Source organism: Acidiphilium sp. MT5 (assembly GCF_054767495.1).
In genome coordinates this window covers 60,132-87,083 of the sequence record NZ_BAABMR010000006.1, presented here as the reverse complement: position 1 = coordinate 87,083, position 26,952 = coordinate 60,132, and the positions used below count along the sequence as shown (strand labels likewise).

At 58.6% G+C, this 26,952-nt stretch carries 23 protein-coding genes; 13 read left to right on the top strand and 10 right to left on the bottom strand.

Annotated features, from left to right (window positions below; all coding sequences use genetic code 11):
* Positions 1–13: 13 nt before the first annotated feature.
* The 3 genes from hemJ to hemE are packed head-to-tail and all read right to left on the bottom strand — an operon-like array spanning position 14 to position 2,666.
* A complete protein-coding gene (gene hemJ, locus ACYUCQ_RS08305) occupies positions 14–463 on the bottom strand; it encodes a protoporphyrinogen oxidase HemJ (protein WP_460254150.1) in 450 nt (149 codons plus the stop codon).
* Positions 460–1,584, bottom strand: coding sequence for a ferrochelatase (gene hemH, locus ACYUCQ_RS08300; RefSeq protein ID WP_460254051.1), 1,125 nt, complete (start codon positions 1,582–1,584; stop codon positions 460–462). The genes hemJ and hemH overlap by 4 nt, the downstream gene beginning before the upstream one ends.
* Before the next feature lie 11 nt (positions 1,585–1,595).
* Positions 1,596–2,666 carry a uroporphyrinogen decarboxylase gene (hemE, locus tag ACYUCQ_RS08295; RefSeq protein WP_460254050.1) on the bottom strand — a complete coding sequence of 357 codons (1,071 nt, stop codon included), beginning with the start codon at positions 2,664–2,666 and terminating at the stop codon, positions 1,596–1,598.
* Between the two features lie 320 nt (positions 2,667–2,986).
* Between hemE and ACYUCQ_RS08290 the strand changes: the two genes are divergently transcribed.
* From ACYUCQ_RS08290 to ACYUCQ_RS08280, 3 genes are all read left to right on the top strand, one after another.
* Complete coding sequence (locus ACYUCQ_RS08290; RefSeq protein WP_460254049.1) at positions 2,987–3,853, top strand: pyruvate, water dikinase regulatory protein; 867 nt, start codon at positions 2,987–2,989, stop codon at positions 3,851–3,853.
* 95 nt (positions 3,854–3,948) lie between these two features.
* Positions 3,949–4,926: a quinone oxidoreductase family protein gene (locus tag ACYUCQ_RS08285; RefSeq protein WP_460254048.1), complete on the top strand. Its 978-nt coding sequence runs from the start codon at positions 3,949–3,951 to the stop codon at positions 4,924–4,926.
* Positions 4,923–5,834 (top strand): hypothetical protein, encoded by a 912-nt coding sequence (locus ACYUCQ_RS08280; protein WP_460254047.1) that lies wholly within the window; start codon positions 4,923–4,925, stop codon positions 5,832–5,834. The genes ACYUCQ_RS08285 and ACYUCQ_RS08280 overlap by 4 nt, the downstream gene beginning before the upstream one ends.
* Here ACYUCQ_RS08280 and ACYUCQ_RS08275 read toward each other — a convergent pair.
* The gene (locus ACYUCQ_RS08275; RefSeq protein WP_460254046.1) at positions 5,805–6,932 is read right to left on the bottom strand and encodes a hypothetical protein; all 1,128 of its coding nucleotides are present in this window, start codon (positions 6,930–6,932) and stop codon (positions 5,805–5,807) included. The two genes, ACYUCQ_RS08280 and ACYUCQ_RS08275, sit on opposite strands and share 30 nt — an antisense overlap.
* Positions 6,933–7,257: 325 nt before the next feature.
* Between ACYUCQ_RS08275 and ACYUCQ_RS08270 the strand changes: the two genes are divergently transcribed.
* The 7 genes from ACYUCQ_RS08270 to gpt all read left to right on the top strand — a co-directional run bounded on the left by ACYUCQ_RS08270 (position 7,258) and on the right by gpt (position 15,808).
* On the top strand, positions 7,258–9,570 hold the full coding sequence (locus ACYUCQ_RS08270) for a TonB-dependent receptor (protein WP_460254045.1): 2,313 nt from the start codon (positions 7,258–7,260) through the stop codon (positions 9,568–9,570).
* A gap of 65 nt (positions 9,571–9,635) precedes the next feature.
* Entirely contained in the window at positions 9,636–10,340 is a 705-nt protein-coding gene (locus ACYUCQ_RS08265; RefSeq protein ID WP_460254044.1) for an energy transducer TonB, read from the top strand.
* 4 nt (positions 10,341–10,344) lie between these two features.
* Positions 10,345–13,110 carry a bifunctional YncE family protein/alkaline phosphatase family protein gene (locus tag ACYUCQ_RS08260; protein ID WP_460254043.1) on the top strand — a complete coding sequence of 922 codons (2,766 nt, stop codon included), beginning with the start codon at positions 10,345–10,347 and terminating at the stop codon, positions 13,108–13,110.
* Complete coding sequence (locus ACYUCQ_RS08255) at positions 13,107–13,826, top strand: HAD family hydrolase (protein ID WP_460254042.1); 720 nt, start codon at positions 13,107–13,109, stop codon at positions 13,824–13,826. Before ACYUCQ_RS08260 ends, ACYUCQ_RS08255 begins: the two co-directional genes overlap by 4 nt.
* Positions 13,823–14,935, top strand: a complete 1,113-nt coding sequence (locus ACYUCQ_RS08250) for a pentapeptide repeat-containing protein (protein ID WP_460254041.1) — start codon at positions 13,823–13,825, stop codon at positions 14,933–14,935. Before ACYUCQ_RS08255 ends, ACYUCQ_RS08250 begins: the two co-directional genes overlap by 4 nt.
* A 70-nt stretch (positions 14,936–15,005) precedes the next feature.
* Positions 15,006–15,338, top strand: coding sequence for a tRNA-binding protein (locus ACYUCQ_RS08245; RefSeq protein WP_460254040.1), 333 nt, complete (start codon positions 15,006–15,008; stop codon positions 15,336–15,338).
* Entirely contained in the window at positions 15,338–15,808 is a 471-nt protein-coding gene (gene gpt, locus ACYUCQ_RS08240; RefSeq protein WP_460254039.1) for a xanthine phosphoribosyltransferase, read from the top strand. The genes ACYUCQ_RS08245 and gpt overlap by 1 nt, the downstream gene beginning before the upstream one ends.
* 13 nt (positions 15,809–15,821) lie before the next feature.
* Here gpt and pgmG read toward each other — a convergent pair whose 3' ends face one another.
* Both pgmG and galU read right to left on the bottom strand, forming a co-directional pair.
* Positions 15,822–17,228 carry a phosphoglucomutase/phosphomannomutase PgmG gene (gene pgmG / locus ACYUCQ_RS08235; protein ID WP_460254038.1) on the bottom strand — a complete coding sequence of 469 codons (1,407 nt, stop codon included), beginning with the start codon at positions 17,226–17,228 and terminating at the stop codon, positions 15,822–15,824.
* Between the two features lie 2 nt (positions 17,229–17,230).
* Complete coding sequence (gene galU, locus ACYUCQ_RS08230; protein ID WP_460254149.1) at positions 17,231–18,115, bottom strand: UTP--glucose-1-phosphate uridylyltransferase GalU; 885 nt, start codon at positions 18,113–18,115, stop codon at positions 17,231–17,233.
* Between the two features lie 259 nt (positions 18,116–18,374).
* Between galU and ACYUCQ_RS08225 the strand changes: the two genes are divergently transcribed.
* Positions 18,375–18,794: a MaoC family dehydratase gene (locus tag ACYUCQ_RS08225; protein ID WP_460254037.1), complete on the top strand. Its 420-nt coding sequence runs from the start codon at positions 18,375–18,377 to the stop codon at positions 18,792–18,794.
* Between the two features lie 96 nt (positions 18,795–18,890).
* On the top strand, positions 18,891–20,126 hold the full coding sequence (locus ACYUCQ_RS08220; RefSeq protein ID WP_460254036.1) for a class I SAM-dependent methyltransferase: 1,236 nt from the start codon (positions 18,891–18,893) through the stop codon (positions 20,124–20,126).
* Here ACYUCQ_RS08220 and ACYUCQ_RS08215 read toward each other — a convergent pair.
* Positions 20,119–20,622, bottom strand: a complete 504-nt coding sequence (locus ACYUCQ_RS08215) for a DUF4188 domain-containing protein (protein ID WP_460254035.1) — start codon at positions 20,620–20,622, stop codon at positions 20,119–20,121. The genes ACYUCQ_RS08220 and ACYUCQ_RS08215 overlap by 8 nt on opposite strands.
* Positions 20,623–20,671: 49 nt before the next feature.
* On the opposite strand from ACYUCQ_RS08215, the gene ACYUCQ_RS08210 reads away from it, so the two are divergent.
* Entirely contained in the window at positions 20,672–21,235 is a 564-nt protein-coding gene (locus ACYUCQ_RS08210; RefSeq protein ID WP_460254034.1) for a TetR/AcrR family transcriptional regulator, read from the top strand.
* A gap of 76 nt (positions 21,236–21,311) precedes the next feature.
* On the opposite strand, the gene ACYUCQ_RS08205 is transcribed toward ACYUCQ_RS08210, so the two are convergent.
* From ACYUCQ_RS08205 to ACYUCQ_RS08195, 3 genes are all read right to left on the bottom strand, one after another.
* Positions 21,312–22,376: a hypothetical protein gene (locus ACYUCQ_RS08205; protein ID WP_460254033.1), complete on the bottom strand. Its 1,065-nt coding sequence runs from the start codon at positions 22,374–22,376 to the stop codon at positions 21,312–21,314.
* Between the two features lie 190 nt (positions 22,377–22,566).
* Positions 22,567–23,361, bottom strand: a complete 795-nt coding sequence (locus ACYUCQ_RS08200) for a class II aldolase/adducin family protein (protein ID WP_460254032.1) — start codon at positions 23,359–23,361, stop codon at positions 22,567–22,569.
* 49 nt (positions 23,362–23,410) lie between these two features.
* Positions 23,411–26,896 carry an EAL domain-containing protein gene (locus ACYUCQ_RS08195; protein WP_460254031.1) on the bottom strand — a complete coding sequence of 1,162 codons (3,486 nt, stop codon included), beginning with the start codon at positions 26,894–26,896 and terminating at the stop codon, positions 23,411–23,413.
* Between the last annotated feature and the right edge of the window lie 56 nt (positions 26,897–26,952).

The following is a 26,952-nucleotide window of genomic DNA, read 5'->3' as shown; positions in this document are numbered from 1 at the left end:
GCGTCATAAGATTTTAAGGCTGCACAACCACCATGATCACGATGATCACCATCAAAATGGTCGGCACTTCATTGGCAATGCGGTAAAACCGCTCGGGCTTGGTATTTTGGTCAGTCAGAAAATTCTTGCGCCATTTCGAGAGAGCGCCGTGAAACCCGCTCATGAGAATGACCGAGATAAATTTCACCCACCACCACGGGGCGGACCATGAAATGGCGCCGGGGGTGAGAATGAGCAAAATCCCGAACAACCAGGACGAAATCATGGCCGGCGTGGCGATTTGCTTGAGCAACCGCCGCTCCATGATTTTAAAGCGGGCTGATTCCGCCGAACCGGGTGCGACCTGGCAGTGATAAACATAGAGCCGGGGCAAATAGAATAAGGCCGCCATCCATGCGATGACCGACATGACATGGAAGGCAAGTTCCCAACGGTAAAACGGCGCTAAGGCGGCAAGGGTCATGCCGACTGCAATGCCCGATAGCGCGCCCATGGGCAATCGCCATGCACCAGCGAGCACGCCCGGCCACCTTGATGCGAGCAGAGGCCATCACCGCCCGCGACGGCCCGCTGCACGATCTGGCCCAAAGCAGCGATGAAGGCAGGGTCCGAATTAGGTGCTGGCACCCGGTAATAGCCGGGTATGTGCAAATGCTCGGCCACTTCGCGATATTCGATGTCCAATTCGACCAGAGTTTCGATATGCTCAGAGACAAAGGCGATCGGCACCACCAGCACGGCGACCTGATCCTTGGCGGCGCGTTCCAATGCCTGCTCGGTCGAGGGTTCCAGCCATTGTTGCGGGGTCGCGCGCGATTGGTAGCAAACTTGGTAATCCTCGGTGCGGCCGGTGCGCGCGAGCAAAGCCTTCATCACCGCCTCGGTGCTGCGTTCAACCTCTTCCTGATAGGGATCACCCGCCTTGACGATACTTTCGGGCAAGCCGTGGGCTGAGAATAACAGCCGGATTTTTTGCGTCGGCGGCAATTCCGCGCGGGCGGTTTCCAGGGTTTTTTGCACCAAACCGGCAATCGCATCGGCAAAGGCTGGATCATCAAACCAGCAGCACAGCGTGGTGGTCGGCGCGACCAAGCCGATTTTTGCCGCTTGCTCATGCCAGTCGCGCAGCGAAGAACCGGTGGTGGTGGTGGAAAATTGCGGGTAAAGCGGCAGTAACAAAATGCGGTCTGGCGCAAATTGCTTTACCGCCGCAGCGGCTTCGGCGGCGAAAGGATGCCAATAGCGCATGGCAATGAAGCATTTCGCCCCTGGCACCACCGATTCTAAGGCATCCGCCTGGCCTTGGGTCAATTCCAACAGTGGGGATTTGCCACCCATCAGCGCGTAGCCGGCTTCTGCCTTTTTTTGCGCCGAGGCAGCGATGAGCCGTGCCAACCAAAACCGAATGAAAATCGGCGCACGAATAATGGCGGGGTCGGAGAATAAATTCACCCGAAACGGTTTGATCGAGTCAGCGCCATCAGGCCCGCCCAAATTGAACAGCACGATGGCAACGCGCTCGGCGCCAGCCGGTCCCGAATCGCGCGGGTTCTCGGCCAGCCCGTCGCTGGATAGTTCGGTCATCGGAATCATGTTCATGGAGCAGAAATAAGGTCTGGCGGCGAATCCTCAAGCGCACGAAGCCATTTAACCAAATCTGCCACATGTTCGGGCGGGGTTTCGGGCACGATGCCGTGACCGAGATTGAAAATATGCGGCCGACCGGCCATGCCGCGCGCAATCCGCTCGACCGCATGACGCAACGCCTCGCCGCCGGAGCGGAGCAAAAGCGGGTCCAAATTCCCTTGCAAGGCCATGGGTTTTTCGAGCAACGGCGCGACTAAAGCCGGGTCTGCCGCTGTATCCAGCGCCAAAGCAGAAATGCCAGTATCGGTCGCGTAGGGAAGTGCCATGATGCCGGCGAGGCGTGGAAACCCGATGATCCGCACATCGGGATGCGCGTTGGTCACCGCATCAACAATTCGTGCGGTGGGATGGATTACATAAGCGCGGAATAAATCAGGCGGCAGCATGCCAGCCCAGGAATCGAACAGCATGACGCAATCGGCCCCGTGCTCGATCTGTTTGCTGAGATAGGTAATGGTCGCAGAGGTGACCAACTCGATCACGGCTGTGAGCAAAGCAGGGTTTTCATAAGCCATCGCCCGGGTCCTCGGGAAATCGCCACCACGTCCATCGATCATATAGCACGCGACGGTAAAAGGGCTGCCGGCAAAGCCAATCAGCGTGGTTTCGTCGGGCAATTGAGCGCGCACCCGTGACACTGTCTCCATCACCGGCTCGGTGGCCGGGATCAGCCGTTCCGCCGACAAGGCCGCGAGGTCCGCCTCGGTTTCAATCGGTGCGAGGCGCGGGCCTTCGCCTTCCGCAAAGCGCAGGCTTTGGCCCATTGCCCAAGGCAGGATTAAAATGTCGCTGAACAAAATCGCAGCATCAAAGCCATAGCGGCGGATCGGCTGCAACGTAACTTCGGTGGCCAAGCCGGGTGTGGTGCAAAGCGAGATGAAATTACCAGCCTCTGCCCGCAATTTGCGGTATTCGGGCAAATACCGGCCCGCTTGACGCATCAGCCACACTGGCGGCGGCCATACCGCCTCACCCGCTAAAACCCGCAAAACTCGTCGATCCGCTGTTTTCCCGTTCATCTCACCCTCACTATAGAATGATTAAATGACTTAAAAGGAGTAGCGAAGACTCTAGGGTTGTTAATCACGGGGATTATCGCGGCTCCCACCCAATCCACAGAGTTTTCCACATCAGAAACCAACAGCTAAATATATGATAATAATCAATAAAAATATGTTTTCCCCTCTTATTATCATCAGGCTGTAAAAATTATCCACATGGATTTTGTGATTGAACTTATCCCCGCTATCCGACGCTGGGGGGCAAGCTGCGAAACTTATCCCCGCTTTGCAGTAAGTAGCGATTTTTCATCCACAGGGTTTTGCGCCATTCTATCCCCATGCCTGAAAAGCGCCTTAACCTGCATCTTGTTTCCGACGCCACGGGCGATACGCTCAGCGCGGTGTCACGGGCGGCCCTTGCCCAATTCGAGGGGGCCGACATTCATATTCATCGCTGGAGCCTGATCCGCTCCCGGTTGCAGCTTGAGCAGGTGTTTGAGGGGATCCAGGCGGAGCCGGGACCAGTATTGACCACCTTGATCGATCCGGCGTTGCGCCATGCGCTCGAAGAAGCTTGCGCGCGGCTTGGCTTGCGGCTGCTGCATATGCTCGACCCGGTATTTTCGCTGCTGCAAGATGAGCTCGGCGCGCCGGCGGCACAGCGCCCTGGAAGGCAATATGTGCTCGATGCCGATTATTTCCGCAGGATTGATGCGATGCATTATGTCTTATCGCATGATGATGGCCAGGCGAGCCGGGGCCTGGCCAAGGCGGATGTGATTTTGGTGGGTGTATCCCGCTCCTCAAAAACGCCGACTGCTTTTTATCTGGCCAATCGCGGGGTGAAAGCGGCGAATATCCCGCTGGTGCCCGACACCGCGCTGCCTGAGGCGTTGTGTGCGGATAGCTGCCCGGTGATTGGCCTGTTCGTTGATCTTGCGCCGTTGATTGAAATTCGCCGCCATCGCCTGCGTTTGCTGGGCAGCGGCGAGCTTGGTGCGATCGCGGGCCAATTGCAGGATCGCTATATTGACGAGGATAATGTCAAGGCCGAATTGCTCTGGGCGCGGCGGCTTTGCACCCAGCGCGGCTGGCCGATGATCAATGTCACTAGCCGTTCGATTGAAGAAACAGCGGCGGCGGTGTTGCGCTATATGGAAATTTGGCAGCAACGCCATCATCCGGGTGTGACCCCTCCCGGCTGATTGATCGCTGATCGATAACCTCGCGCAGTTGCGATCATACCCTGATTGTAGCAATGCTGGCACGCAGTCCAGACGCTTTCACACGGAGACCCAGCATGAGCAGCAAGGCCATACGGATTCATACCCAAGGCGGACCCGAAGTTCTTCAATGGGAAAATGTTCCTACCCCTGAACCGGGTCCGGGTGAGGTTTTGCTGCATCATGAAGCGGTGGGTCTGAATTATATCGATGTTTATTTTCGCACCGGGTTGTACAAAATCCCGCAGCTACCCGCGACCATTGGTCTCGAGGGGGCTGGCGTGGTTCGAGCGGTTGGCCCGAATGTCACCGACCTCGCGGTGGGTGATCGCGTTGCCTATGCGGGTGGGCCGCTTGGCGCTTACGCGACCGAACGGGTCATCGCCGCTGACCGCGTGGTGAAATTGCCCGACGCGATTGATTTTCAAACCGGTGCCGCGATGATGCTGCAAGGCATGACCGCGCAATATCTGCTTCGCCGCACCTATCGGGTGCGCGCCGGCGAGACCATTCTGGTTCATGCGGCTGCGGGCGGTGTTGGGCTTATTTTATGCCAATGGGCGAGCCATATCGGAGCCCGGGTGATTGGCGTCGTTTCCACCCCGGAAAAGGCCGAACTGGCTCGTGCGCATGGGGCTGCGCACGTGATTGTTGGTCATGATAATCTTGCCGCTGAAATCCGGCGGATCACCGAAGGGGCGATGGTGCCGGTGGTGTATGACAGTGTCGGGCGCGATACCTTCACCGCGAGCCTTGATAGTCTCGCACCGCTGGGCTTGATGGTCAGCTATGGCAATGCCTCCGGCGCGGTGCCGCCAGTAGATGTTGGCATGCTCGCGGCCAAAGGCAGCTTGTTTCTCACCCGCCCGACGCTTGCGACCTACACCGCCAGCCGGGCAGATTTGCTGGCGGTGACCAGCGATTTGTTCGATGTGGTGGCGCAAGGCGCTGTGAAAATTCGCGTCAATCAAACCTTCCCGCTCAGCGAAGCGGCCGCGGCGCATCGTGCGCTTGAAGCGCGGCAAACCACCGGCAGCACCGTTTTGCTTCCGTGACCGACCGGCGCGACACGCCACCCGGCCATCATTTGTTGATCGCCGGGACTGGGCGTTCGGGCACTTCGTTTCTGGTCAAATATTTCGATGCGCTTGGCTACGCCACGCATTTTTCGCGGTTCGGTGATTATGCAAGCTGGGATGAGGCGGCCAATGCCGGTGCCGAAAACCTGCCGTTGCCCGCACTCGATCCGGATATGCCGTATGTGGTGAAATCACCCTGGGCCACGGAGCTGATCGATCAGATCGTCGCAGACCCCGCCATCACGCTGGATGCGGTGATTATTCCACTGCGCGACTTAGCGAGCGCGAGTGCCAGCCGCACCATCGTCGAATTGCGCGACATGGCCGAGAAAAGTGATTTCTGGACTGTGCTTGATCGCCCGTGGGCGCATCGTGGTTCGGCGCCTGGCGGCGTGGTTTTTTCGCTCCACCCGCTTGATCAGGCCCGCATTCTGGCACTTGGCCTGCATCATTTGCTGGAACGCGTGATTGAAGCTGATATTCCGGTGGTGTTTTTGTCATTTCCACGTCTGGTGCAAGACGCGATCTATCTCCATCAAAAACTCGCCCCAATTTTGCCGCACCCGATACCGGCGGCGGAAGCGCTGGCGGCGCATGCGCGGATTGCGGACCAAGCGAAAATCCGGGTTGACCGCGCCATCGCTGATCCGACGATTGATCAGCTTGATCGGGTTGCGCTGCGCCGTGAGATTGAGCGGCTGCAGGGCGAAATTGCTGCGCTCAACGCCAAAACAAGCCTTCTCGCCGCGCAGAGCAAAGACCTCGCCGATCACGCACACGCGATTGAAACCAGCCGGATGTGGCGCGCATTTGCTCCGCTCCGCCACGTGCTGCACCGGTTGCGGCGGAGAGGATCAAAACCAGCGCGGTTGCCACCGGCCTAGCCGGACAATCTCGCTCGCCAACGCATATTCAAATGTACCATTTGCAGTCATGACACCGGCAATCCATTTCGAGAAATCGAGATGGTCATCGGCCAAAAGCTGCAAGGCGGTCACCAGATTTGCTGCTGTTGGCTTATAATGGCCGCTGCCATTGGTGATTTTCATCCAGCCGATATATTTGCGAGGAATGTCACTCGGGCGATCGCCCACGTCGTTTTGACCAATTTTCACGATTTCGCCGGCACAAATCACATCTTTGCCCGCATTCATAGTGGAATGATTGATATTGGTCGCACCTTGAGCGGATGCATCAGTGTTCGAAGCCGTCCCAAAGATCGATCCATATTGGTCCATCGCCCAGACGATCATTCTGGTGCCCGGATCGAGAGGCTGATCAAAACCTGTGTAAAATTCACCATTTTTTACGATCAGCATATTCTCAAGCCGCGTTTGCTTATCCATCATATAGACGCGGGTATCAGCATCACCGGCCCCACGTGTTGTTAGATATGCGCCAATCGCCGTGTAATCCGCCTGAGTCAATTGATCGAATGATTTTTGGAGTGCGGTGATTACCGGCGGTGGCGCCCCGGGAAACTGATTGGCATCTATCGCATATGTTTCTTGTTGCTGATGCACAAAGGTGCCGCTGACTGGCATTTTATTGACGGCGTTATTAGCCTTCAACGCCACGCGCTGCGTCCGCTCAATCGCGTAACCCGGTTTCAGCCCGATGGCGGGGGCCTTTGGGCCGTGTGCATTGAATTCGGCCTTACGTTTGCCGAATGAAACCCACGCCAGCCATTTAAATGCCTGCATGCCAAGTGCGTTGACCTGCGGCAAGCGCACAGCGCTCGTCGTGGTCGCTCCTTTCGCGACATGTGCCGTCTTGTAGCCATCGCAAATCGCGATTAGCCACTTCAACGCGCTGATCTTTTTCTTATCATCATTGCCGGCCATCTGCGTCAGGCAATGTTCGAGCGCGACGTCAACAACGGAAATATTTTTGCGTGGCCGGGCGAATGGTCCTTTTCTGACCGTGGTGGCGATTTTGAAGGCTTGCACGGTCGGTAATGGGGGTGGCGGATTGGCAGCCATGGTGATCCTCCTTAATTTTTACGCTTTTGAAATTTACTGCGATAGCCTAGCTCGATAAAACGTCCAGCGCAATGAAATCTTCACCGCCCGCCACGCTCTGCTGAAATTGCGGCCATCGGTGATTTATTGCCAGATAAACCACAGTTGACAGCATATTATTCCAAGTATTATTCTGCTCCGATTAAAGGCAGTGGCCGCAGGATCACGCTCAGATTCTGTGATTGGTGATTTGTGTGTTTTCATCCAACTGCCACCAAACTGTCATTCCCCTGTCATGAAAACTGTTTAGACGGCCCCCCACGGAATATAATTTCAGGGGATCGTGATGACAAAATTTTCGCTCTTACTCGGCACGGCACTGAGTGGCTTGATTATTGGTGTGGCGCCCAATGCTCGGGCGCAAGCCGTGGTGAGCGACAATGCCAAAACACCCGTTAAAATCGGCACGATTTCAAAATCAGCGTCTCGTGCGGCACAATCGCGGATCCCGAAAAAGGCGCCCTATACGGTAAGCATTATCGGCAAGCAGCAAATCAAGCTTGCCTCACCGGCCACCAATGCCCAAACCTTGCTCAATCAGCTTCCCTCGGTGGTCGCGGTGTCGGCGGGGCCGAATGGCATGCGCACCAATATCCAATTCCGTGCGTTCAATGATGGTCAGTTTTCCGAAACATTCGGCGGCGTGGCGCTGAACGATATTTTTAATGCCGGTGTGGTCAATTCGGCCTCGGCGCGCAACAATCAATTGGTCACGCTTGATGATTTTCAGCAAGTCGAAGCGTTTCGCGGCGTCAATAATCCGGCGGTCAATTCCTATAACTCGCTCGGTGGCACCATCAACTATGTCCCGCGTGAGGCACCCGCCATCGCGGGCGGTCAGGCCGGGGTGAGCTATGGCAGCTTTAATTCGTTCGATACGCATGTGCGGATCGACACCGGCGATATTGATGGCCTGCGCCAGCTTTTATCGATCCGGCGTGATGTCGATGGCTCATGGCTGCAAAATGCCAAGGATCAGAACAACCATTTATATTATAATTTCAATGCGCCGATTTTTGGCGGAACCGGCAAGGTTTATGGATATTTCGTCTATAATAAAAATCGGGGTCTGACGCCGCATACCGTGCCGGAAGCGCTGATTGCGCAATATGGCCCGAGCTATCAATTTCCGACCAGCGACACTTATTCAGAGAATATCGATACGAATTATCTAGCGGTGTTAGGAGCGAGCCAGCAATTTACTCAGATCTTCGCGGGTGATTTGAAGTTTTTCTTTGGCGCCGATAACTATACGCGCACCTCGTTCAGCAATCCCTATATGCTGCAAGGTGCCGCCATGCCCTATCAGCTACCCAATGCACCAGCAACATTCCCCTACTCGCCTTATCCGGGCCAAACCAGCTATGATCCAATTGCGCAATTCGGCTCGTATCCGGTGGGGGCGCAATATCATTTCTATGGGTATTATGGCACCGAGATCGGCGTGCAGCCGAAATTCACGCTCGATTTGCCGCACAATACCATTGTGTTTGGCGGCAATTTAACCTCGGGCCATTTGCACTCGCGCGAATATTGGTATGGCACCGCGCCGGTACCGCAAATTCCAGGCTATAATAATGCCTGGAATGAGCATGATTTGCGCACCCTCGCTTCGGTCTATCTTCAAGACAAAATTTCGCTTTTAAATGACCGGCTCACCATTACGCCGGGCGTGAAATATCTCTACGCGATCACCAAAGATCACGATGGTCTCGGGTTTTTCTATCCAATCGCCGGGAGTGTCTCGAATACGGCCCATTATCTGTCTCCCACCGTGGGGGCCAGCTTCGCGATCACGCCGCGCCTCACCGCTTACGCGGCCTACGGCCAGAACATCAAGTTTCCAAACATCAGCGCTTATTATGGCAATGTCGCTTTGCAGAATGCTGCGGGCAATTATGTGGTCACGCCGCTGCATGTCAGCCCGGAATATGTGAAGGATTACGAGGTTGGTCTGCGCTATACGCTGCATGGCGTGACCGCTGCCGTCGATTATTATCGTGAAGATTTCTCGAACACCTTCATCACCTCGACGAGTCCGATCACCGGCACGTCCACCACCAGCAATGGTGGTAAATCGCGCTATGATGGCGAGGAGTTGCAGCTCGTCGGCCAATTCGGCCGTCTTGGCAGCGTTCCTGGTCAATGGTCAGGCTATTTCAACTACGCACACAATAACGCTGTGTTTCTCTCGGGCTTTAGTTCGGTCTATGCGGGCACTGTCACCGCCGGTCAGCCCTTGGCCAATGTGCCGAACAATCTCCTGAGTGCAGGCGTTAGCTGGGCGCATCAAGGCTGGCTTGCTGATGTGAATGCGCGCTATGTTGGCTCGGAATATCTGCAGCAAGGATTTGCCGGCACGCCCACCAGCCTGCAATCGCCGCCGTATTTTCTGCTGAACGCGACGCTGCAAAAAACCGTGAAGGTGCATCTTGGCAAAGTAAGTGCGCTGCGGCTCTCCCTTAATCTCGATAATATTTTGAACCGCCGTTATTACACTGTGGATAATATTTATCAGGATAATAACGGCAATAATTATCAATCGGTGTTGCTGGGGGCGCCGCGCGCTGTTTATTTCAGCGTAACGGCGTTATTTTAAGTCATGGCCCGCTTTGTGCCATCGGTGCTGCGTCAATCCTGCATCATTCATGATATATTGATGCGATGAGCCAAGATATTCTGGCCGAGCCGGGTTCGTCCCGGTTCGGTCGCTTTATCGTTGCGGCTTTGGTGCTGGAAATTCTGGCACTGGCAGCCTTGATCTATGCGCCGGAACCACCGCCTGCACGCGTGGTGAAACCGGCGACGCTCGCTGTGCATATGGTCCAGCCCGCGCCGCCCAAGCCCAAACCAGCGCCGCTGCCGCCGCCGCCGCCTGTGCCGGCTTTGCCCAAACCGCCGCCGCCGCTGCCGCATCATCCGCATGTTGCTCCCAAGCCGTTGCCTAAGCGGGTGATCCATCATCCGGTCATCCATCGGCCGCCGCCGCCCACCCCAGTGCCACCGACGGCGCCAACCCTGCCCGCACCGCCAACACCAGTGCAAAGCGCGCCCGCGCCCAGCCCTGCGGTTGTGCAATCGGTGGAGGCTCGGTACGTCGCCACCATCCGGGGTATTATTTTGGGCAATTTGGTGGTGCCGGCCGCGATGCGAAATCTTGGCGCGAGCGGTGTGGCGACTGTCGCGTTCAAAGTGGCGCCCGACGGCCAAATCCTGTCGGCCAAGGTGCTGCGCGCGAGCGATTACGCGGCGGCCAACCGTGCGGCGCTGGCCGCCGTGCGGGATTCGCGTTTTCCGGCGTTTTTCGCCAAAATGCCAAAACACCCGATCATTTTTGAAGTAAATATTAACGTTTCAGGGGCACAGTGACGCTATGTTGATCCGCAATCGCCGCACCGGTCTGATTATCGCCATGCTCGCTTTCGCTTGGCCGTCAGTGGCCGCCTTAACCGGCATTGCGCAGGCCGGGCCTGTGCAAAAGCCGGCTGCGGCGCCCGATCATTCGGGCATTACGCCGCCAGCGCCGGTGCGCATCACCGCGCAAAATCAAGCCGCCTATAGTCATATTTTGCCAACGGGGCGCTTGGTCGCGCCGGTCGGGCTGATCACCGGCACGCCGAATTTTCCCACCGGCATCGCTGTGGCCCAGCATGTCGTTGCGGTGCTGTCCAATGGCGCGACCGGCGCGCAAACGATCAGTTTTTACAATTCGCAAACCCTAGCCCGTTTGGGTCAGGTTTCCGGCGTGCTGCGGGGCCTCAAGAGCGCGCCCGGTGACGCTGGAGCCGTGGTTAAAGGCCAGAATTTCTTCCAAGGCCTGATCGCCAAGCACGGCGTTTTCTATGCGGCGGGCGGGGCGACCAATGATGTGCTCGCCATGAAGCTGGCGAACGGCACACCCACCATCATTCACCGCTACACCCTGGCCGCACAGCCCTTCCCGCGCAGCCAATATCCTTATGTCTATCAAGGCATGCGCAGCAAAAAGCCGCGTCATTTTTATCCCGCGGCCCTGGCGGCGCAGGGGCATTATCTTTATGTGGCGGGCCTGCTCGCGAATAATGTGGCCCGCATCAACATCACCAACGGCACCACGCGCTATCTGAATGTCGGCCCCTACCCGAACGCGCTGGCGCTGGCGGATCATGGCCGCGTGCTCGCCGTTTCGCTGTGGGGGGCTAACGCTGTCACCCTGATTGATACCGCGCGGTTTGTGCGCCTGGGCCGGGTGCAAATCGGGCCTGCGCTGACCGCGCATTCCATCGAGGCCGGCCTGCATCCGATCGCGCTGGCGGCCCGCCGGTCTGCGCCGCATCTCTATGTGGCCTTGGCGAATGGCGATGCGGTGGTTGAAATCAACACTACCACGCGGCGGATCATGCGCCGGATCGATTTGCGCCCCTACCAAGGTGCGGCAGCGGGAACCGAGCCGGATGGCCTCGCCCTGATCGGCACGCGGCTGTTCGTTGCCAATGCCGGCAATGATGATGTCGCGACCATCGATACCAAATCCGGCGCGGTGCTGGGCCTTGCGCCGACCGGCTGGTATCCCACCGCTCTTGCGGCCACGCCGCATGCGGTGCTGGTAATCGCGGCCAAAGGTTTCGGCGCCGGGCCAAACCTGCGCGGGCAATGGGTGGGCAATATGATCCACGGCTTGCTCCAGCGCATCCCGCGTGATCCCGCGCCAACCATTCGCACGGCTGACAGCATTGCCGCGCTGACCAATGATGGCTTCACGCCAGCCCAACGCGCGCACCGAGCGGCGCGCAACGCGGCGCTGACCCCCGAATTACAGCACAAAATCCACACCATCGTGCTGATTTTGCGCGAAAACAAAACCTTCGATGAGGAATTTGGCCGCTATCCCGGCCTCGGTCATTGGGCTGACCCCAAACTCAATCTCTATGGCGCGGCGCAACTGCCAAACCTTTATGCCATGGCGCGTCACGGTGCTTTGTTCACCGATTTTGATGCGGACGGCGAAGTGACCGCCCAAGGCCATCAATGGACCACCGCCGCCGCTGATTCGGATTTTGTGCAGCGAAGCTGGGGCCAATATTATTCTAATCGTGGCTTGCAGGGGAATCCCGGCTGGACCCAGCCGCTCGCCGCCCCTGCCGCCCATCACGATAATGACAACCCGTATTCGGACGTAACCGACCTCGGCAAACTTGCCCGCCCTGCCACCAACCCTTGGATTTCCTATCCAAATGGCCGGTTCCTGTTTGATGATCTGGCGCGTCACCATGTCGCATTCGAGAATTTTGGCGAGTTCATCGCCCGCAATCGCGGCGGTGATGTGAGGCCGAACATCCAGGCGGCCTCAGATTTGGGATATCCCGAATGGGATCGGATGATCCTTGACACCACCCGTGCTGGCATTGCCGCGCGCTGGATCAAGGCGCATCAAAATAATCTGCCGCACTTTATTTATATTTATCTGCCAGATGATCACACGGCAGGGCGTAACCCGTGCTATTACACGCCGGATTATTTCGTTGCGAACAATGATCACGCGACGGGCGAAATCCTCGCGGCCCTCTCCCACACCAAAGCCTGGGCCCATATGGCGGTGTTGGTAACGGAGGATGACGCTCAATCCGGTGCGGACCATATCGATGCGCATCGCACATTTCTCACCGCCTACGGCCCATGGATCAAGCGCGGCGTGCTGATCACCAAGCCCTATTCGCAGGTCGATGTGATGCGCACCATCGAAGCCATCACCAACGTGCCGCCAATGTCGCAATGGGATCAGAACGCCAAAATCATCAACGGCATTTGGTCAAACCGGCCTGATCTCGCGCCCTTCGTGATCCGGCCTTATCGAACCGCCATGGCGATCAATCCGGGCACATGTTCGCTCACCCGCACGCTACGCCGCAAAGCCGGCGCCGTTGGCAAATTGCTCACGCCCGAATTTGCCGCCGCGATGGAAAAACACGCGGCTTTGACCCCGCCGACGCAGCTCTATACCCCCACCACGCTGCTGAAAGTGTCTGGCCCGGAGCAAATGCGCCAGGAATGGATTGCCAGCAAAGGTGCGGCCAGCTATCGGCGAGTCATGGCCTATCTCGCACACCGCGCCGCCGCCCAGCACGCCCCGCTCAGCGCCTTCGAAGGGCAGGATGATTGAGCGCTCCGCCACGCTTGCTCTCGTTTGATGTTTTCCGCACCCTGCTCGATATCGAGGAGGACAAAGACCGCCCGGAAGCCTTTGCGCTGCTCGCCCGCTTTCTCGCGTATCATGGCATCATCATCGCGGCGGAGACGTTGCATCAGCGCGTCACGGCGCTGACCGAAAGCGCGCTGGCCGCAAACCCTTCGCTGACGCCCGATGTTGATATTCTGGTGATTCTCGCCACCGCGCTGGGATCACCGATCAACGCCAATCTGCTCGCGCAGGCGGCTTTGGTGCTGCGCGCGGCTACCACCAATCTCACCCCGGTGCCCGGCGCCTTGGCGGCGGTTCAGCACCTCGCCGCGTCATGGAAGCTTGCCATTTGCTCAAATACCCAGCGCGCTTACACCATGGCGGAGTTGCGCGCATTCGGCTTTTTGGCGCAGTTCGGCACGATCATTTTCTCCTCCGATGTGCGGGCCTGCAAACCCGATCCCGCCATATTCCAGCGCCTGTTTGCGCAAACCGGCTGCGCACCCGCCGCGATCATTCATATCGGCGATAATTTCACCGACGATATCATCGCGGCCAAACGCCTTGGCTGCACCACCCTCTGGGTTGACCGGCATAACGAGGCCGCGCAACCGGGATTTGATCGCAGCGCCGCCGATGTGATCATCACCCCGGATCTGACCGACCTGCCGCGCATCCTTGCCGAGCATTGGGCATGAATGATCGCACTAAGCTTGACCGTGCCAAGCTTGACCGTACCGGCCTGCTTGCGCTGTTGGCCAGCCGCGATCCGGCCATCATGCTTGATCTCACCGCGTATGATCTCAGTGATGGCGATTTTTCCAATCTCGACTTGAACAATTTGCGGATCGCGGGCATCGCCACAAACGGTCAGCCGATCCAGAACGCTGATTTCCGCGCTGCGCGCTTTCACAAGGTCGCGTTCCGAGATGCGATCCTTGACCAATGCGATTTTCGCTATGCCGAATTCAATGAAACCAGCTTCGCCGGCGCAAGCCTCACCGATTGCGATTTCTATCGCGCGGTGTTCCGCCGCAACGTGGTGTTCGAGCGCACCCGCCTGCATCATTGCTCGCTGCACCGGGCCGATCTTTCGGGATGTGATGTTGAATGGGAAAGCCTGGGCGATAACGCCATCGTTCAGGCTGATCCCATTGCCTATGCGAAATTTCTCCAGCGCGCCGCCACCCGCATCGCCGATCCGGCGGAGAGAAATGGGTTTTCGCACCGCATGGCCCATTATGTCGCGATTGCGCCGGTCGAGGCCGCGGGGATTTACCGCAAACTATCCGCCCTGCTCGCTGCCAATGGATTATATCGCGATTCCGCCGAGGCCTATGTCGCGGCCAAACGGATGGAGCGCCGCAGTCTGCGCCCGGATCAGGTGCGCCATATCGCCCGCGCCGAGGCGGTGATTAACAAAATATCTCCTCCCAGTGCTGCGGCGCTGCGCCGAAAAATGATCGCGGCCTTGCCGACTTATCTCGAACTCCTGATTGCGGATGCGCTGTGCCGCTTTGGCACCAGCGTTCGGCAGGTTTTGCTCAGCATGCTCGCAACCATCGTTGGATTTGCGCTCCTTTATTGGGCCACCGATGCGATCGCCGTGCTCCATAGCGGCGGCGCGCACCCCGCAACGCTCAGCCAATGTTTTGCCTTCAGCCTTGGTAAAATGCTGGCCTCGGTGCCGGATGGTTTCGCGATTGGGGCTAATTTCGCGATCCTTGGCCAATTGGAAACCTTCATCAGTATTGGCTTGATCGGCCTGTTCGGCTTCGTTCTCGGCAATTATTTCCGGCAGACCTGAGCGAGCGATTGACAAGCGCGCCCCCTTGACCAATCCCTTGGGTCTCACGGCCTTGGGGGAACAGCGTCACATGATCACGATGGATGATTTCGACCGTATCGACATCCGCGTCGGCACGATTACCGACGCCCAACCCTTCGCCGAGGCGCGCAAACCCGCGATCAAGCTTTGGATCGATTTCGGTGGCGAGATTGGTATCAAACGCTCCTCCGCCCAAATAACGGTGCATTACCCGCCGGACCGGCTGATTGGCCGGCAAGTTTGCGCGGTGGTGAATTTTCCGCCGCGCCAAATCGGCCCGTTTCTCTCCGAAGTGCTGACGCTGGGCATGCCCGATGAGAACGGTGCTGTGGTGCTGATCCGCCCCGATTTCGCCGTGCCCGATGGCGGCCGTCTGTTTTAATGGCGACCCATTATTACACGGTCTCCTGGGAGCAACTGCATCGCGATGCCAAAGCTCTCGCCTGGCGCTTGCTGGCCCTGCCACCCTTCACCGGCATCGTTGCGATCACCCGCGGGGGGCTGATCCCTGCCGCGATCATTGCCCGCGAGCTTGAATGCCGGCTGATCGAGACCGTTTCCATCGTGACCTATGATGAGGAAGCGCGCGGCACGCCCGCAATCACCAAACTCCCCGCCGCCGCCGGCGATGGCAGTGGCTTTTTGATCATTGATGATCTGGTCGATACCGGCACCACGGCGCGCGTGGTGCGGGGCCTGTTGCCGCGCGCGCATTTCGCAACGCTCTATGCCAAACCGGCGGGCAAAAACTTGGTTGACAGCTTCATCACCGAGGTTTCGCAAGATACCTGGATTTTGTTCCCGTGGGACACCGAGCCGCAATTCATCGCGCCGCTGGCCCGCAAAAATTAGGCCCGCTTTTAGCTTAATGCCCCTCATTGCTGCCGGAGAAATCGGGCGCCAGTCCTGATGCGGCCAATTGCGTCGCGAGCACGCTTTTCAGCCGCTGCAACCCTTCCGGCGAATGGGCTTCAGCGCGCGCCACCAGCACGGCTTGGGTGTTTGAGGCGCGCAGCAGCCACCAACCATCCTCGGTGTTCACCCGCACCCCATCGGTTTCGGTGACCGAGGCGCCATCGGCGCGCAGCCGGGCGGCCACTTCTTCGACCACCGCGAATTTCCGATCTTCCACGCAATCGAACCGCAATTCCGGCGTGTTCAATACCGGCGGCAAGCCGCGCCGGAACGTGGACAGGCTGGCGCCGGACGCGATCAGCGCGTTCAACACCCGCACGGCGGCATACAGCGCATCATCAAACCCATACCAATGATCCGCAAAGAAAATATGGCCGGACATTTCGCCGGCCAAAGGTGCCCCGGTTTCCGCCATTTTCGCCTTGATCAGCGAATGGCCGGTTTTCCACATCAGCGGCACGCCGCCCGCCGCTTTGACCTCATCGAACAAGGTCTGGCTGGCCTTCACATCGGCGATAATTGTCGCCCCCGGATGGCGCGTGAGCACATCGCGCGCGAGCAAAATCAAAAACTGATCGCCGAATAAGATCTCGCCCGTGTCATCGACCAGCCCGATCCGGTCGGCATCGCCATCAAAGGCAATGCCAATATCGGCCTCGCGCTTGCGCACGGCGGTAATCAGCTGTTCGAGATTGCGCGGCACCGTCGGGTCCGGGTGGTGGGCGGGAAACCGGCCATCGATGGCGCCGTTGATGATCAAATGCTCGCCCGGCAAACGCTTGACCAGGTCCGCCAGCACATCGCCCGCCGAGCCATTGCCCGGGTCCCATACGATTTTCAGCCGCGCGGTGCCGCCCTGCCAATCCTGCGCAATCCGCGCCACATAGGCCTCGCTCACATCGCGGCGAACGCAACCGCCAGTGGTTTGGGCGACCACCTCGCCGGTGGCGGCCATCTGGCCGAGGGCTTGGATGTCCGCGCCAAAAAATGGCTTTTTGCCGCGCATCATCTTGAAGCCATTGTAATTGGCCGGATTATGGCTGCCGGTCACCATCACCGCGCCGTCCATATTTTCCGTCGTCGCGGCGAAATACAGCATCGGCGTTGGCCCACAGCCAATATCCAAAACCTGCATGCCGCTCGCCATCAACCCTTCGATCAGCGCCGCCGACAGGCTGGGCGAGGATAGCCGCCCATCGCGCCCCACCGCCACGCGGTTGCCGCCCGCGCGCGCGATCAAAGAGCCAAAACACCGCCCAATCGCAAAGGCGTCGGCGCTGTGCAGCGTCTCGCCGACAATACCGCGAATATCATATTCGCGCAGCACGCTCGCCGGAAACTGATGAGCGAAATCCATCGTCAATCCACCTGATATTGTTTCAAGAATTCCCGCACTGCCGCCGCCAAATCGGGCCGTTGCAAAGCAAACGCGATCTGCGCCTCCAAAAACCCGACCTTGTCGCCGCAGTCAAACCGCCTGCCATCGAATTTCAGGCCATGGAACGGCGCGTTCCCAATCATTTTCGCCATCGCGTCCGTCAGCTGCACCTCGCCGCCCGCCCCGCGCTCCATCCGCGCCAAATGACCGATCACTTCCGGGCGCAACACATACCGCCCGATGATCGACAGGTTCGAGGGCGCGACCTCCGGCTGGGGCTTTTCAACCAACCCCAGAACCTCGACCAAACTCCCCTCAATCGCGCCGGTTTTCAGCACGCCATAGCGATTGACATGCGCCATCGGCACTTCCTCAATCGCGACGACATTACCACCGGTTTCGCGATACACATCGGCAAGCTGCTGCAAGCACGGCGTGTCGCTCAGCACCAAATCATCGGGCAGCAAAATGGCGAACGGATCATCGCCGATAAAGGCCCGCGCGCACCAAATGGCATGGCCCAGCCCCAGCGGCACTTGCTGGCGCACCGTGACAATCGACCCCGGTGCCATCGCCGCCGAGCGCAGCATAGCCAAGGCCTCGTCTTTGCCGCGCGCGGCCAAATTCTGCTCGACCTCGAAGGCAATATCGAAATGGTCGATCAGGGCGGTTTTTCCACGGCCGGTGACCATACAAAACTGTTCGATGCCTGCCGCGCGCGCCTCATCGATCGCGTATTGGATCAACGGGCGATCGACCACTGGCAGCATCTCTTTCGGGATCGCCTTGGTCGCCGGCAAAAACCGCGTCCCGAGCCCCGCGACTGGAAGAACTGCTTTGCGCAACGGTTTGAACGCCACAACCATTCCCTTCAATAGATTAAAAATTTGCTCCAGCCCGATCGACGGCCAGCCTAACCGGCTGCGTGATCGGCGCGCGTGAGCGAAAGCGAAATCACGTCGCGTGACTGCCACTTATCGCGGTGGCGGGCAAGATCACCGCGTCGGCGCGTCAAGCCCGGCGGCGCTGGCCATCATGCCCAATCAACGTCATGAAATTGCTCACAAAACACATTTGACGCATGATATCGGCTGAAAACATCCTTGTTCAGGAGCCCCTGCCCCCATGCGCGTTAAAATCGGCGATCAATTCAGCATCAAACATTATTTCGACACCGCCTCCTCGCAAGCCTTTGCCCGCGCCGCCGGCGATCTGAACCCGCTGCATCACGATGAAACAGCGGCGCAAAACTCCCGCTTCGGCGGGCTGATTGCCTCAGGCACCCAAACCACGGCGCTGATGATGGGGCTGACCGCGAGCCATTTCGCCCAATTTGGCCCGACGGTGGGCATGGGGTTCACCTTTCGCTTTCGCCGCCCGGTGCCGATGAATGCGCACGCCACCATCACCTGGACGGTTACGGATTTGACCGCCAAGCCAGGCACCGGCACCATCGTCACCTGCACCGGCGCTTTGACGTTGGATGCCACCGGCGAAGCCGCCGTTACCGGCACCAGCCAAGGCGTGTTGCTTGATGCACCCTAAACGCCCTGGCCCCGGCCCGGATAGGTCCAGGATATACAGCGCCGCGCGATCAGCATATTGATCACGCGGATCAACGTGACAGGAGCCCTAGACCTCATGGGAAATTATACCGCTTTGCAGAAATGCCGGGTGTCAGCGAGCAAATCCTTGGTCCCTATCCTTGATCTCGGCGAACAAGCGCTCACCGGCGTGTTCCCGCGCGATCCGGCGGCGGCGATTACCACCGGCCCGTTACGGCTGGTCTGGTGCCCCGATAGCGGGCTGGTGCAGCTCGATCATTCCTATGATCTCGGCGAAATGTATGGCGATAATTACGGCTACCGCTCCGGCCTGAACCAAAGCATGGTGCGGCATCTGACCCAGAAAATCCATAATCTTGAACGCCTCGCGGGCCTCGCCCCGCATGACACGGTGCTGGACATCGGCAGTAATGACGCGACCTCGCTGAAAGCCTATCAAACGCCGAGCCTCAAACGCATCGGCATCGACCCGACCGGGGCCAAATTCCGCGCCTTTTATGATGATGACATCACGCTGGTGCCGGATTTTTTCTCCGCTGCCGCGTTCCGCGCTACCGGTGCGGCGCAAGCCAAGATCGTGACCTCGATTGCGATGTTCTATGATTTGGAAGACCCGATCGGCTTTGCCCGCGAGATCGAGGCGGTGCTGGCCCCCGGCGGGGTTTGGCATTTCGAGCAAAGCTATATGCCGTCCATGCTGCGCACCAACGCCTATGACACTATTTGCCACGAGCATTTGGAATATTATTCCCTCGGCGTGGTGGTGCATATTCTGGCAGCCGCTGGCATGCGGGTTTTTGATGTGAAAATGAACGCGGTCAATGGCGGTAGCTTTGCCGTGACCGCCGTTCGCCAGGATGATCCGCGTGAGGGGTCACGCGCGGTCATTGATTGGCTGCTGGGCCAGGAAGAGCGCATGGGGCTGAACACGCCCCGGCCCTATCGCGAGTTTGAAGACCGGGTATTTCGCCATCGGGCGGATTTGCAGCGTTTGCTCAAAACTCTGGCGGCGGATGGCAAAACCGTGCTGGGCTATGGCGCGTCGACCAAAGGCAATGTGTTGCTGCAATTCTGTGGCATCACCACCGCCGAGCTGGCAGCGATTGCCGAGGTCAACCCCGATAAATTCGGCGCTTTTACCCCCGGCACGGCCATCCCCATCATCTCAGAAGCCGAGGCGCGGGCGATGCGGCCCGATTATTTCCTGGTTCTGCCCTGGCATTTCAAAGAGGGGATCATCCAGCGCGAAGCCGAATTCCTCGCTGGCGGTGGCCATATGATTTTCCCGTTCCCGGATATCGAAATCATCTGAGCGTAGTGCCGTCCGGCTGGTCGCGTTCTTGATTTATGTTGTGGTCTGGTTTCTGGTTCAGTCGTTGGCGCGATGACGCATAGGTGCCCTTGCGCGCTCGGAGCGGGGCGAATGTGCTAAGGCCCAACTTTTGCGGCATGCCGAGATAAATCCCCTCCATCCCACCGCCGCGCTGATAGGCCTCGTGCCAAAACCCCGTGCCGGCCGGATCTCGGCTGAAATTGCGCCACCAGCTTTTGTGCGGTTCGCTGCGGGTGAACCGCTCCAACGCCTCAAAGTCCCGCCAATATTGCCGAATGCCAACATGATCCAGCCGCCATAAGAACGTCTCATGATGCAACAGCCCGTCCGGGCGGGCGTGTGCCATGGCCGAAATCGAGCGACCAAGCCCTAGCAAAGTGCGAACCCCAACCAGCCGCGTTACCTTCATACCCAAAATCACCACGGTCAAATTGGGGTAATCGGATAGATCGACAGCTTGTGCTTGTTCCATCATCGTGGCACCTATCATGTTTACAACGTTAACATAAAGGCTAAAGTTTACAATGTCAACATCAAAATATCATCACGGTGATTTGCGCCAAAGCTTGATCAAAGCGGGTGGAGCCTTACTGCGCGAGCACGGCCTTGCGGCACTCACCTTACGCGCGACGGCGCGCGAAGCCGGTGTTTCGGCCACCGCCACGTATCGCCATTTCGCTGATAAAGAAGCTTTGCTCACCGCCATTGCCGCCGACGGCTTTGCGGCCCTCGAAGCGGCGCTACGCGCCGCTGATCAACACCCCGATGATCGCACGGCGCTGCGCCAACAAGGGGTGGCATATGTGCAATTCGCCATCGCCAACCCGAATTTGGTACGGTTGATGTTCAGCGGAACCATTGATCGGGCGGCCATCAGCCCGACCACGTTTGCGGTATTGGCTGATCGTGCGGCTCGATGCGTCGGCGCTGAAAATGCTGAAATTCTTGCGCTGGGATCATGGTCGATTGTTCATGGCCTCGCCACGCTGATCCTCGATCAGCGGATCAAGACGGACGACCCCATAGCGTTAGCCGAACGAATTCTACCGCTGTTGAATATCAACCCCGATCCGCGATTAGATGGTTGAGGCCTGGTCCGCCGAGATCATCCCGGAAGGCGAATTTGATATCAACGTGTTTTGCTGAACGACCAATCGTGATTGATCATACTGGCGGCAAGCCTTTCGACTGGAAATATTCATCGGGTGCGGGCAAGTATAACAATGGAACGTTGAAATGTTTGGCATATTTTTTGAGAAGTGCCTCGATTTCGGTGGGTTTGCCCTGAGAACGATAGAAGGTTGACGGAAATGAACCATCGATTTTGGTTTGAATAAAATAGGCTTTGAGTGTTAGAGATCCTGTTGTACCAAACGGGAGTGGTTGCCCGGCAAGGCCCGTGACGACGATTTCGTTATGTTCGGTCAGGCTCGTTCCGGCTGAGTGATCTCTGGCCTCAGCGCCGCCTTGCATCCGCACGATCTGTTGAGGGGTGAGCAAGCCGCCGATCATCAGGTTCTTTTCAATGATATGCTGCGCCATCGAGTGACCGGGTGTGGCCTTCACCGACTTGTTGGTGCCAGCGTAATTGTCAAACCATTGGTCGGATGGCGAGGCCGATAGAATGTTATTGACGGGAACGCCGAGGATGAGGCCGTGATTGGTATAGGCGCGCGGCTTTTGACTGCTCAACACGCTCATGCTGATGGCGGTCCAATCACGCATCGTGATGATCGGATTGTCGATCCACACGCTCGGATGCCTTACCGTATGGACAAAGAACATATACGACGGAATCGTGGCCTTGCTCCAGTCTTTTGCCTCGAGGAAGTCACGTAGTGTTGCGGGATCAGAGAAATTTTCCGGCGCCCAAGCGAGACGCTTTCCGTTATCAGCGAATGCCGGCAGTAATTGCGGGAAACACTGCTTGAGCTGATCGGTGGTCAACTTCTGATATTTCCTTAACAGCGTGTCACGTATGGCAACGGGCTGCCGTTTCGCCACGAATTCGCCGAGCAAAACAGCGCGAAGAGCCGCGCGATGCCGTTTGTTTGCCTCGGAATGGACTAGGTAATTGCCAAGCGATACGGCTTGATCGATAGCTTGGCGGTTATTCATCTCGTCGAACAACATTTTCAGCCGTAGTGCATATTTCGGGCCGATTTGAGGCCCGAACAGCGAAGGATCTTCAAGCGATTTCAATATCGCAATGACATTGTCGTAAAGCATTGATGGATCTCCGTTCCCCTAAAATAAAGCAAAGCGAACCGATAAAAAGCAACATCCGATCAGGTGGAATCAACTGATCGGATCAAGTTGCGCGCCAAACGCGGCTTCTCAAAACCGCTCTCTATTGTTAACACAAAGGCCGATTTAAACATAGATCTGACGATCCAGCCCCGATGCTGTTGAAGGGGTCTCAGGTCCAATACTCGCCGATTGCCCGGCTGGCACCGTCATCGACCAGACGCAGGGCTGATTGCCATGCCATCTCGGCGTGGCCGGCGCGGTTGGGCGCGTCCATGCGATATTGCGCGGCGGTGTGCTCACACACTTCAGGCGGCGGCACCACCAATTTTGCGCCGCCCGACAGGGCTGCGACCTGGGCCTGGCAGGCGCGTTCCAGGAAATAAATTTCCAAAAACGCCTCGGCAATACTGCCGCCGCCGACCAACAAGCCGTGATTGCGCAAAATCATTGCCTTGTTCTGTCCCAAATCCGCGACGATGCGCTCGCGCTCATCCAAATCGAGCGCGATGCCCTCATAGCCGTGATAGGAGAGGCAGCCATAGAATTTCAGCGCGTGCTGGCTGATCGGCAGTAAGCCATGCTCCTGAGCGGCGACCGCGATGCCCGCAGCGGTATGGGTATGCACCACACACATCAAATCCGGGCGCGCCATATGAATCGCCGAATGGATGGTGAACCCGGCCTGATTGACCCGTTTGCCGGTTTGGCCCGGCGTTTCGACCCGGTTGCCATCCAGATCGATCTTGACCAGATCGCTCGCCCGCATCTCATGGAACATCACCCCATAATCATTGATCAGGAAATGATGCTCCGGCCCCGGCAGCCGGGCGCTGATATGGGTATAGATGAAGTCAGTCATCCGAAAATGCGCGACCAGCCGATATAAGGCCGCCAAATCGCAGCGAATTTTCCATTCCGCCGCATCAATCCCCGCAGGCGGTGCTGTTTTTAAGGTGACATTCATGGTTTCTCTCCTCAGTGCTGCAATAATCTCCGCCTGGATCGAGATTTCGTCAAGGCATTGCGGCCAGGATCGGCGCCACCGGGAGCGAGGGCGCGCGCTGGGCCGCCCGCGCGAGCCACGCGTCAGCCGGGGTTGGCCGGTCGAACAAATATCCCTGCAATGTCGGGCAGCCGGCCAGACGCAAAAATTGCGCCTGCGCCTCGGTCTCGACCCCTTCGGCGACAATATCAAAGCCCAAGCGCCGCGCCATGGTCAGCATCGCCTCCACCAGCCCAACGCCGCGCCGCTGATCCGGCAAATCGCCGATAAAGCGCTGATCCAGCTTGACCTCCTGGATGGGTAGCCGATGCAAATAAGCGAGGCTGGAATAGCCCGTGCCGAAATCATCGATCGATAAATTCAGCCCAAAAGCCCGCAAGGCGGCCAGCGTGACGACGATTTCCTCCGGGCGCTCAATCAGGGAGTTTTCGGTGATTTCGAGGACCAAACGCCCCGGCGCGACGCCCGCATCTCGGATTTGCTGGCAGAGATTGCGCACGAAATCAGGGCGGTGCAGCTCGCGCGGACTGACATTCACCGATAATCGGGGCAGCACCGCCATCGGTGTTGCCGCCAAAATCGCGCAGGCTTGCTCGCGCACCAGCGCGCCTATTCGCCCGATCAAGCCAGTTGCCTCAGCAACGGGGATAAAATCCGCCGGTGAAATTAGCGCACCGCTGGCGGTTCGCAACCGCAATAAGGCCTCTGCGCCCACCACGCGCCCATCATGATCCACTTGCGATTGCAACCAAAGCTCGAACCGTTGATCTGCCAAGCCGCTACGCAATTCGGATTCCACCGCGTAGCGCGCATTGACCTCCTGCTGCATCGGCGGGCTGAACTGCGCGATTAATCCGCCCGCGCGCACCACCTCGCCCTGGCGCCGCGCGGCACTCAGCGCGATATCCGCCGATTGGATCAAGGCTTCGACTTGGTTGGCGTCTTTTGGGTTCGCGTCGTTCGGGCTTGTGTCTTTTGGGGAGGCTGCAATCCCAATCGTCGCGGTCACGTGGCAAATACGCTCGCCAACCGGGATCGGCGCTGCAATCTGTGTCGCGAGTTGGCGGGCAACCTCGCGCAGCCTAGCGTGGGCTGCCGCTTGCGCACCGGGCCGCCCGGATGCGCCAAATAAAATCACGCCAAACCGGCCAGATCGCAGCCGGGCGAGCTCATCGCTCGCGCGTAGCCCGTTTTTCAACCGCCGCGCACATTCAACCTCCACCGCATCGATAATGGCGTGGCCCCACACTTCGCCAATCTGCGCCAGCCCCTCGATTTCGAGCAGAAACACCCCCCAAGCGGCGCGCTGCGACGTGATGTCCTCGGGCGCTGCCGGATCGTGCGCGCTGGCCCGCGCGTGGCTCGACAAGGCATTGGCCAGTTTTTGCCGCCAGCGATGCTCATTGGCCAAGCCGGTCAGCGTGTCGAAATAGGCCAACCGATCAATTTCTTCGTTCGCTGACTGCTTCTCGGTAATATCAACCCAGGCCCCAACAATCCGCTTGGGTCGCCCATTCGCATCACGCAGCAAGGTCATTTCATCGCGCACCCAGCGATAGGTGCCATCCGGCAAGGCAAACCGGTATCGATGCACGACGGCGCGCACATGCCGGAGCCGTTGGTTACACTCAATGGCCGCCGCCCGATCCGCCGGGTGGATATGCGCCGTCCACCAGCCTGTGCTGAGCGCCTCTTCCACCCGATAGCCAAACAGCCGCTCAACATTTGAACTGATTTCAACCGCGCGGAACAAGGCCGGATCGGTCTCGCCGGGTTCGGGTTCCAGGGCGTAAATTACCGTGGGGCTAGCATCGAGCAATTGGGTTAACCGCCGCTCGCTCAGCCGCCGTGCCGCCTCTGCCCGATCGCGCTCGACCTGTTGGCGCATCATCGCCAGCGCCGCCTGGGCGCGCTCGCGGCGCATTTCGATGCCGGCCGCCAATTGAGACGCCAGCTCGATCAGAAAATTAAGTTCTGCGCCCTCAATCGGCCTATGCGCGGCGGTGCCGCAAATCGTCAGCGCCCCAAAAACCGCGCCCGGTCGGTCGCCATGCTGAGCGCCATGTTGATGGTCGCTCTGGTTCTGGTAGGCCAATGGCAGTGCCACGCACACATCATATCCATAATCCACCGCCAAGCGCCGCCAGGGCGCATAGCTCGGCGCGCGCACCAAATCCGCCAGGACCACCGGCCGATTTTCCCGCACCGCAACCCCGCTTGGCCCCTGACCATAAGGGTCATCACCCCAGCTCATGATGGCGTGGTGCAGATCATCGGCGCCAATGCCGGCCTCAGCCACCATGCGCAAGCGCCGCTGCGGGCCGCCTTCGGCAAAGCTCACCCAGGCCGACCGGTATTGACCGGATTCCACCACAATTTTGCAAATCGTCTCGATCAGCGCCGCCTCGCTCACCGCCTGCGTCACCGCCTGGCTGCAGGCACTCAAGGCCCGCAACGCCCGATTGGCGCGGCCCAGCTGATATCGTGATCGCTCCAGCGCGAATTCGCGCATCTGCCCCTGCAATAAAGGCGTGACCGACACCACCATTTTGCGCAGCATTCCCGCCACGCGATCCACATCCGGCAGACACGAAAATCCGATCGCGACGGCATAGCGCCGACCCTCCAATAGGAGCGGCACCGCCAATTGACGCTGGAGTCCAGCCGCCGCCAGGGCGCGGAGCACGTCCCCGTCCGCCAGCGTTCCGGGATCGATCACGCCGGTATCCACAAGCGCTTCCTGATCGTCGGTAGCGTGGAGCAAGCTGCCGCACCCAACTTGATCGATCGAAACCGGCCCTTGAGCTAGCAACGCCGCAAGTGATTGCTCCAGCGCATCGCTCGCGCCGGGTGCGGCGACGCCGACGACGAAGCGGCATGTTGCGCCGTCTCGGCGCAACTGCGGTACTAGAAAATAATCCGCGCCGAGATCCTGGCACCAGCGCTGCAGCAGCCCCGTTAACCCGTCACGAAAATCGCCTGCGCGGGCAATCGTCGCGTTCACATCCTGGCAAAAGGCGAATTCGGCCAATTGCCGGTCCCGTGCTGCCAACCGTGCGTGCAAGGAGATTTCTGCCGTCAGCGTCGTTGCTAAATTTTCCAGCGTGGCCAAAGGCGACACGCCACCCTCATCCCAGGGCCGATCAATGCGCACCCAAATTGTGCCAAGGCAAACCCCATCCTCGGTGCGTAGCGCGGCACCGGCATAAAACCGGCCATCCACATTGTTGAGCAGCACCGATGCAACCGGCGCTGGCCCGGCCTGAAATGCGCCTGCGCCTAAGCGTGCATCATGCGGCAAACCGGCCCAATCAGCGCCTCCATATTCGTGGGGCCACATGGTTTCGCGACCGGCAAACACCACCATCCCCGCGGATGCACCCAGCAATTTTGCAGCATTTCGGGCGGACCGATCAAGAACTTCCGCAAGCGCGGGCAATGAAGCGTCAAAGCGCTGGATAAAACGCCCTTGCTTCAGTTCTTGATCAATATCCATGCAAACGCGCCACGATATTCTCCTGTCTCTGCGATCACCATACTGAACTCGCCTTA

Excerpts from the sequence above, each read along its gene's own strand:
- hemJ (WP_460254150.1), bottom strand. The coding sequence starts at position 463 with ATGACCCTTGCCGCCTTAGCGCCGTTTTACCGTTGGGAACTTGCCTTC.
- hemH (WP_460254051.1), bottom strand. The coding sequence starts at position 1,584 with ATGACCGAACTATCCAGCGACGGGCTGGCCGAGAACCCGCGCGATTCG.
- hemE (WP_460254050.1), bottom strand. The coding sequence starts at position 2,666 with ATGAACGGGAAAACAGCGGATCGACGAGTTTTGCGGGTTTTAGCGGGT.
- ACYUCQ_RS08290 (WP_460254049.1), top strand. The coding sequence starts at position 2,987 with ATGCCTGAAAAGCGCCTTAACCTGCATCTTGTTTCCGACGCCACGGGC.
- ACYUCQ_RS08285 (WP_460254048.1), top strand. The coding sequence starts at position 3,949 with ATGAGCAGCAAGGCCATACGGATTCATACCCAAGGCGGACCCGAAGTT.
- ACYUCQ_RS08275 (WP_460254046.1), bottom strand. The coding sequence starts at position 6,932 with ATGGCTGCCAATCCGCCACCCCCATTACCGACCGTGCAAGCCTTCAAA.
- ACYUCQ_RS08270 (WP_460254045.1), top strand. The coding sequence starts at position 7,258 with ATGACAAAATTTTCGCTCTTACTCGGCACGGCACTGAGTGGCTTGATT.
- ACYUCQ_RS08265 (WP_460254044.1), top strand. The coding sequence starts at position 9,636 with ATGAGCCAAGATATTCTGGCCGAGCCGGGTTCGTCCCGGTTCGGTCGC.
- ACYUCQ_RS08260 (WP_460254043.1), top strand. The coding sequence starts at position 10,345 with ATGTTGATCCGCAATCGCCGCACCGGTCTGATTATCGCCATGCTCGCT.
- ACYUCQ_RS08250 (WP_460254041.1), top strand. The coding sequence starts at position 13,823 with ATGAATGATCGCACTAAGCTTGACCGTGCCAAGCTTGACCGTACCGGC.
- ACYUCQ_RS08245 (WP_460254040.1), top strand. The coding sequence starts at position 15,006 with ATGATCACGATGGATGATTTCGACCGTATCGACATCCGCGTCGGCACG.
- gpt (WP_460254039.1), top strand. The coding sequence starts at position 15,338 with ATGGCGACCCATTATTACACGGTCTCCTGGGAGCAACTGCATCGCGAT.
- pgmG (WP_460254038.1), bottom strand. The coding sequence starts at position 17,228 with ATGGATTTCGCTCATCAGTTTCCGGCGAGCGTGCTGCGCGAATATGAT.
- galU (WP_460254149.1), bottom strand. The coding sequence starts at position 18,115 with ATGGTTGTGGCGTTCAAACCGTTGCGCAAAGCAGTTCTTCCAGTCGCG.
- ACYUCQ_RS08225 (WP_460254037.1), top strand. The coding sequence starts at position 18,375 with ATGCGCGTTAAAATCGGCGATCAATTCAGCATCAAACATTATTTCGAC.
- ACYUCQ_RS08220 (WP_460254036.1), top strand. The coding sequence starts at position 18,891 with ATGGGAAATTATACCGCTTTGCAGAAATGCCGGGTGTCAGCGAGCAAA.
- ACYUCQ_RS08215 (WP_460254035.1), bottom strand. The coding sequence starts at position 20,622 with ATGATGGAACAAGCACAAGCTGTCGATCTATCCGATTACCCCAATTTG.
- ACYUCQ_RS08210 (WP_460254034.1), top strand. The coding sequence starts at position 20,672 with ATGTCAACATCAAAATATCATCACGGTGATTTGCGCCAAAGCTTGATC.
- ACYUCQ_RS08205 (WP_460254033.1), bottom strand. The coding sequence starts at position 22,376 with ATGCTTTACGACAATGTCATTGCGATATTGAAATCGCTTGAAGATCCT.
- ACYUCQ_RS08200 (WP_460254032.1), bottom strand. The coding sequence starts at position 23,361 with ATGAATGTCACCTTAAAAACAGCACCGCCTGCGGGGATTGATGCGGCG.
- ACYUCQ_RS08195 (WP_460254031.1), bottom strand. The coding sequence starts at position 26,896 with ATGGATATTGATCAAGAACTGAAGCAAGGGCGTTTTATCCAGCGCTTT.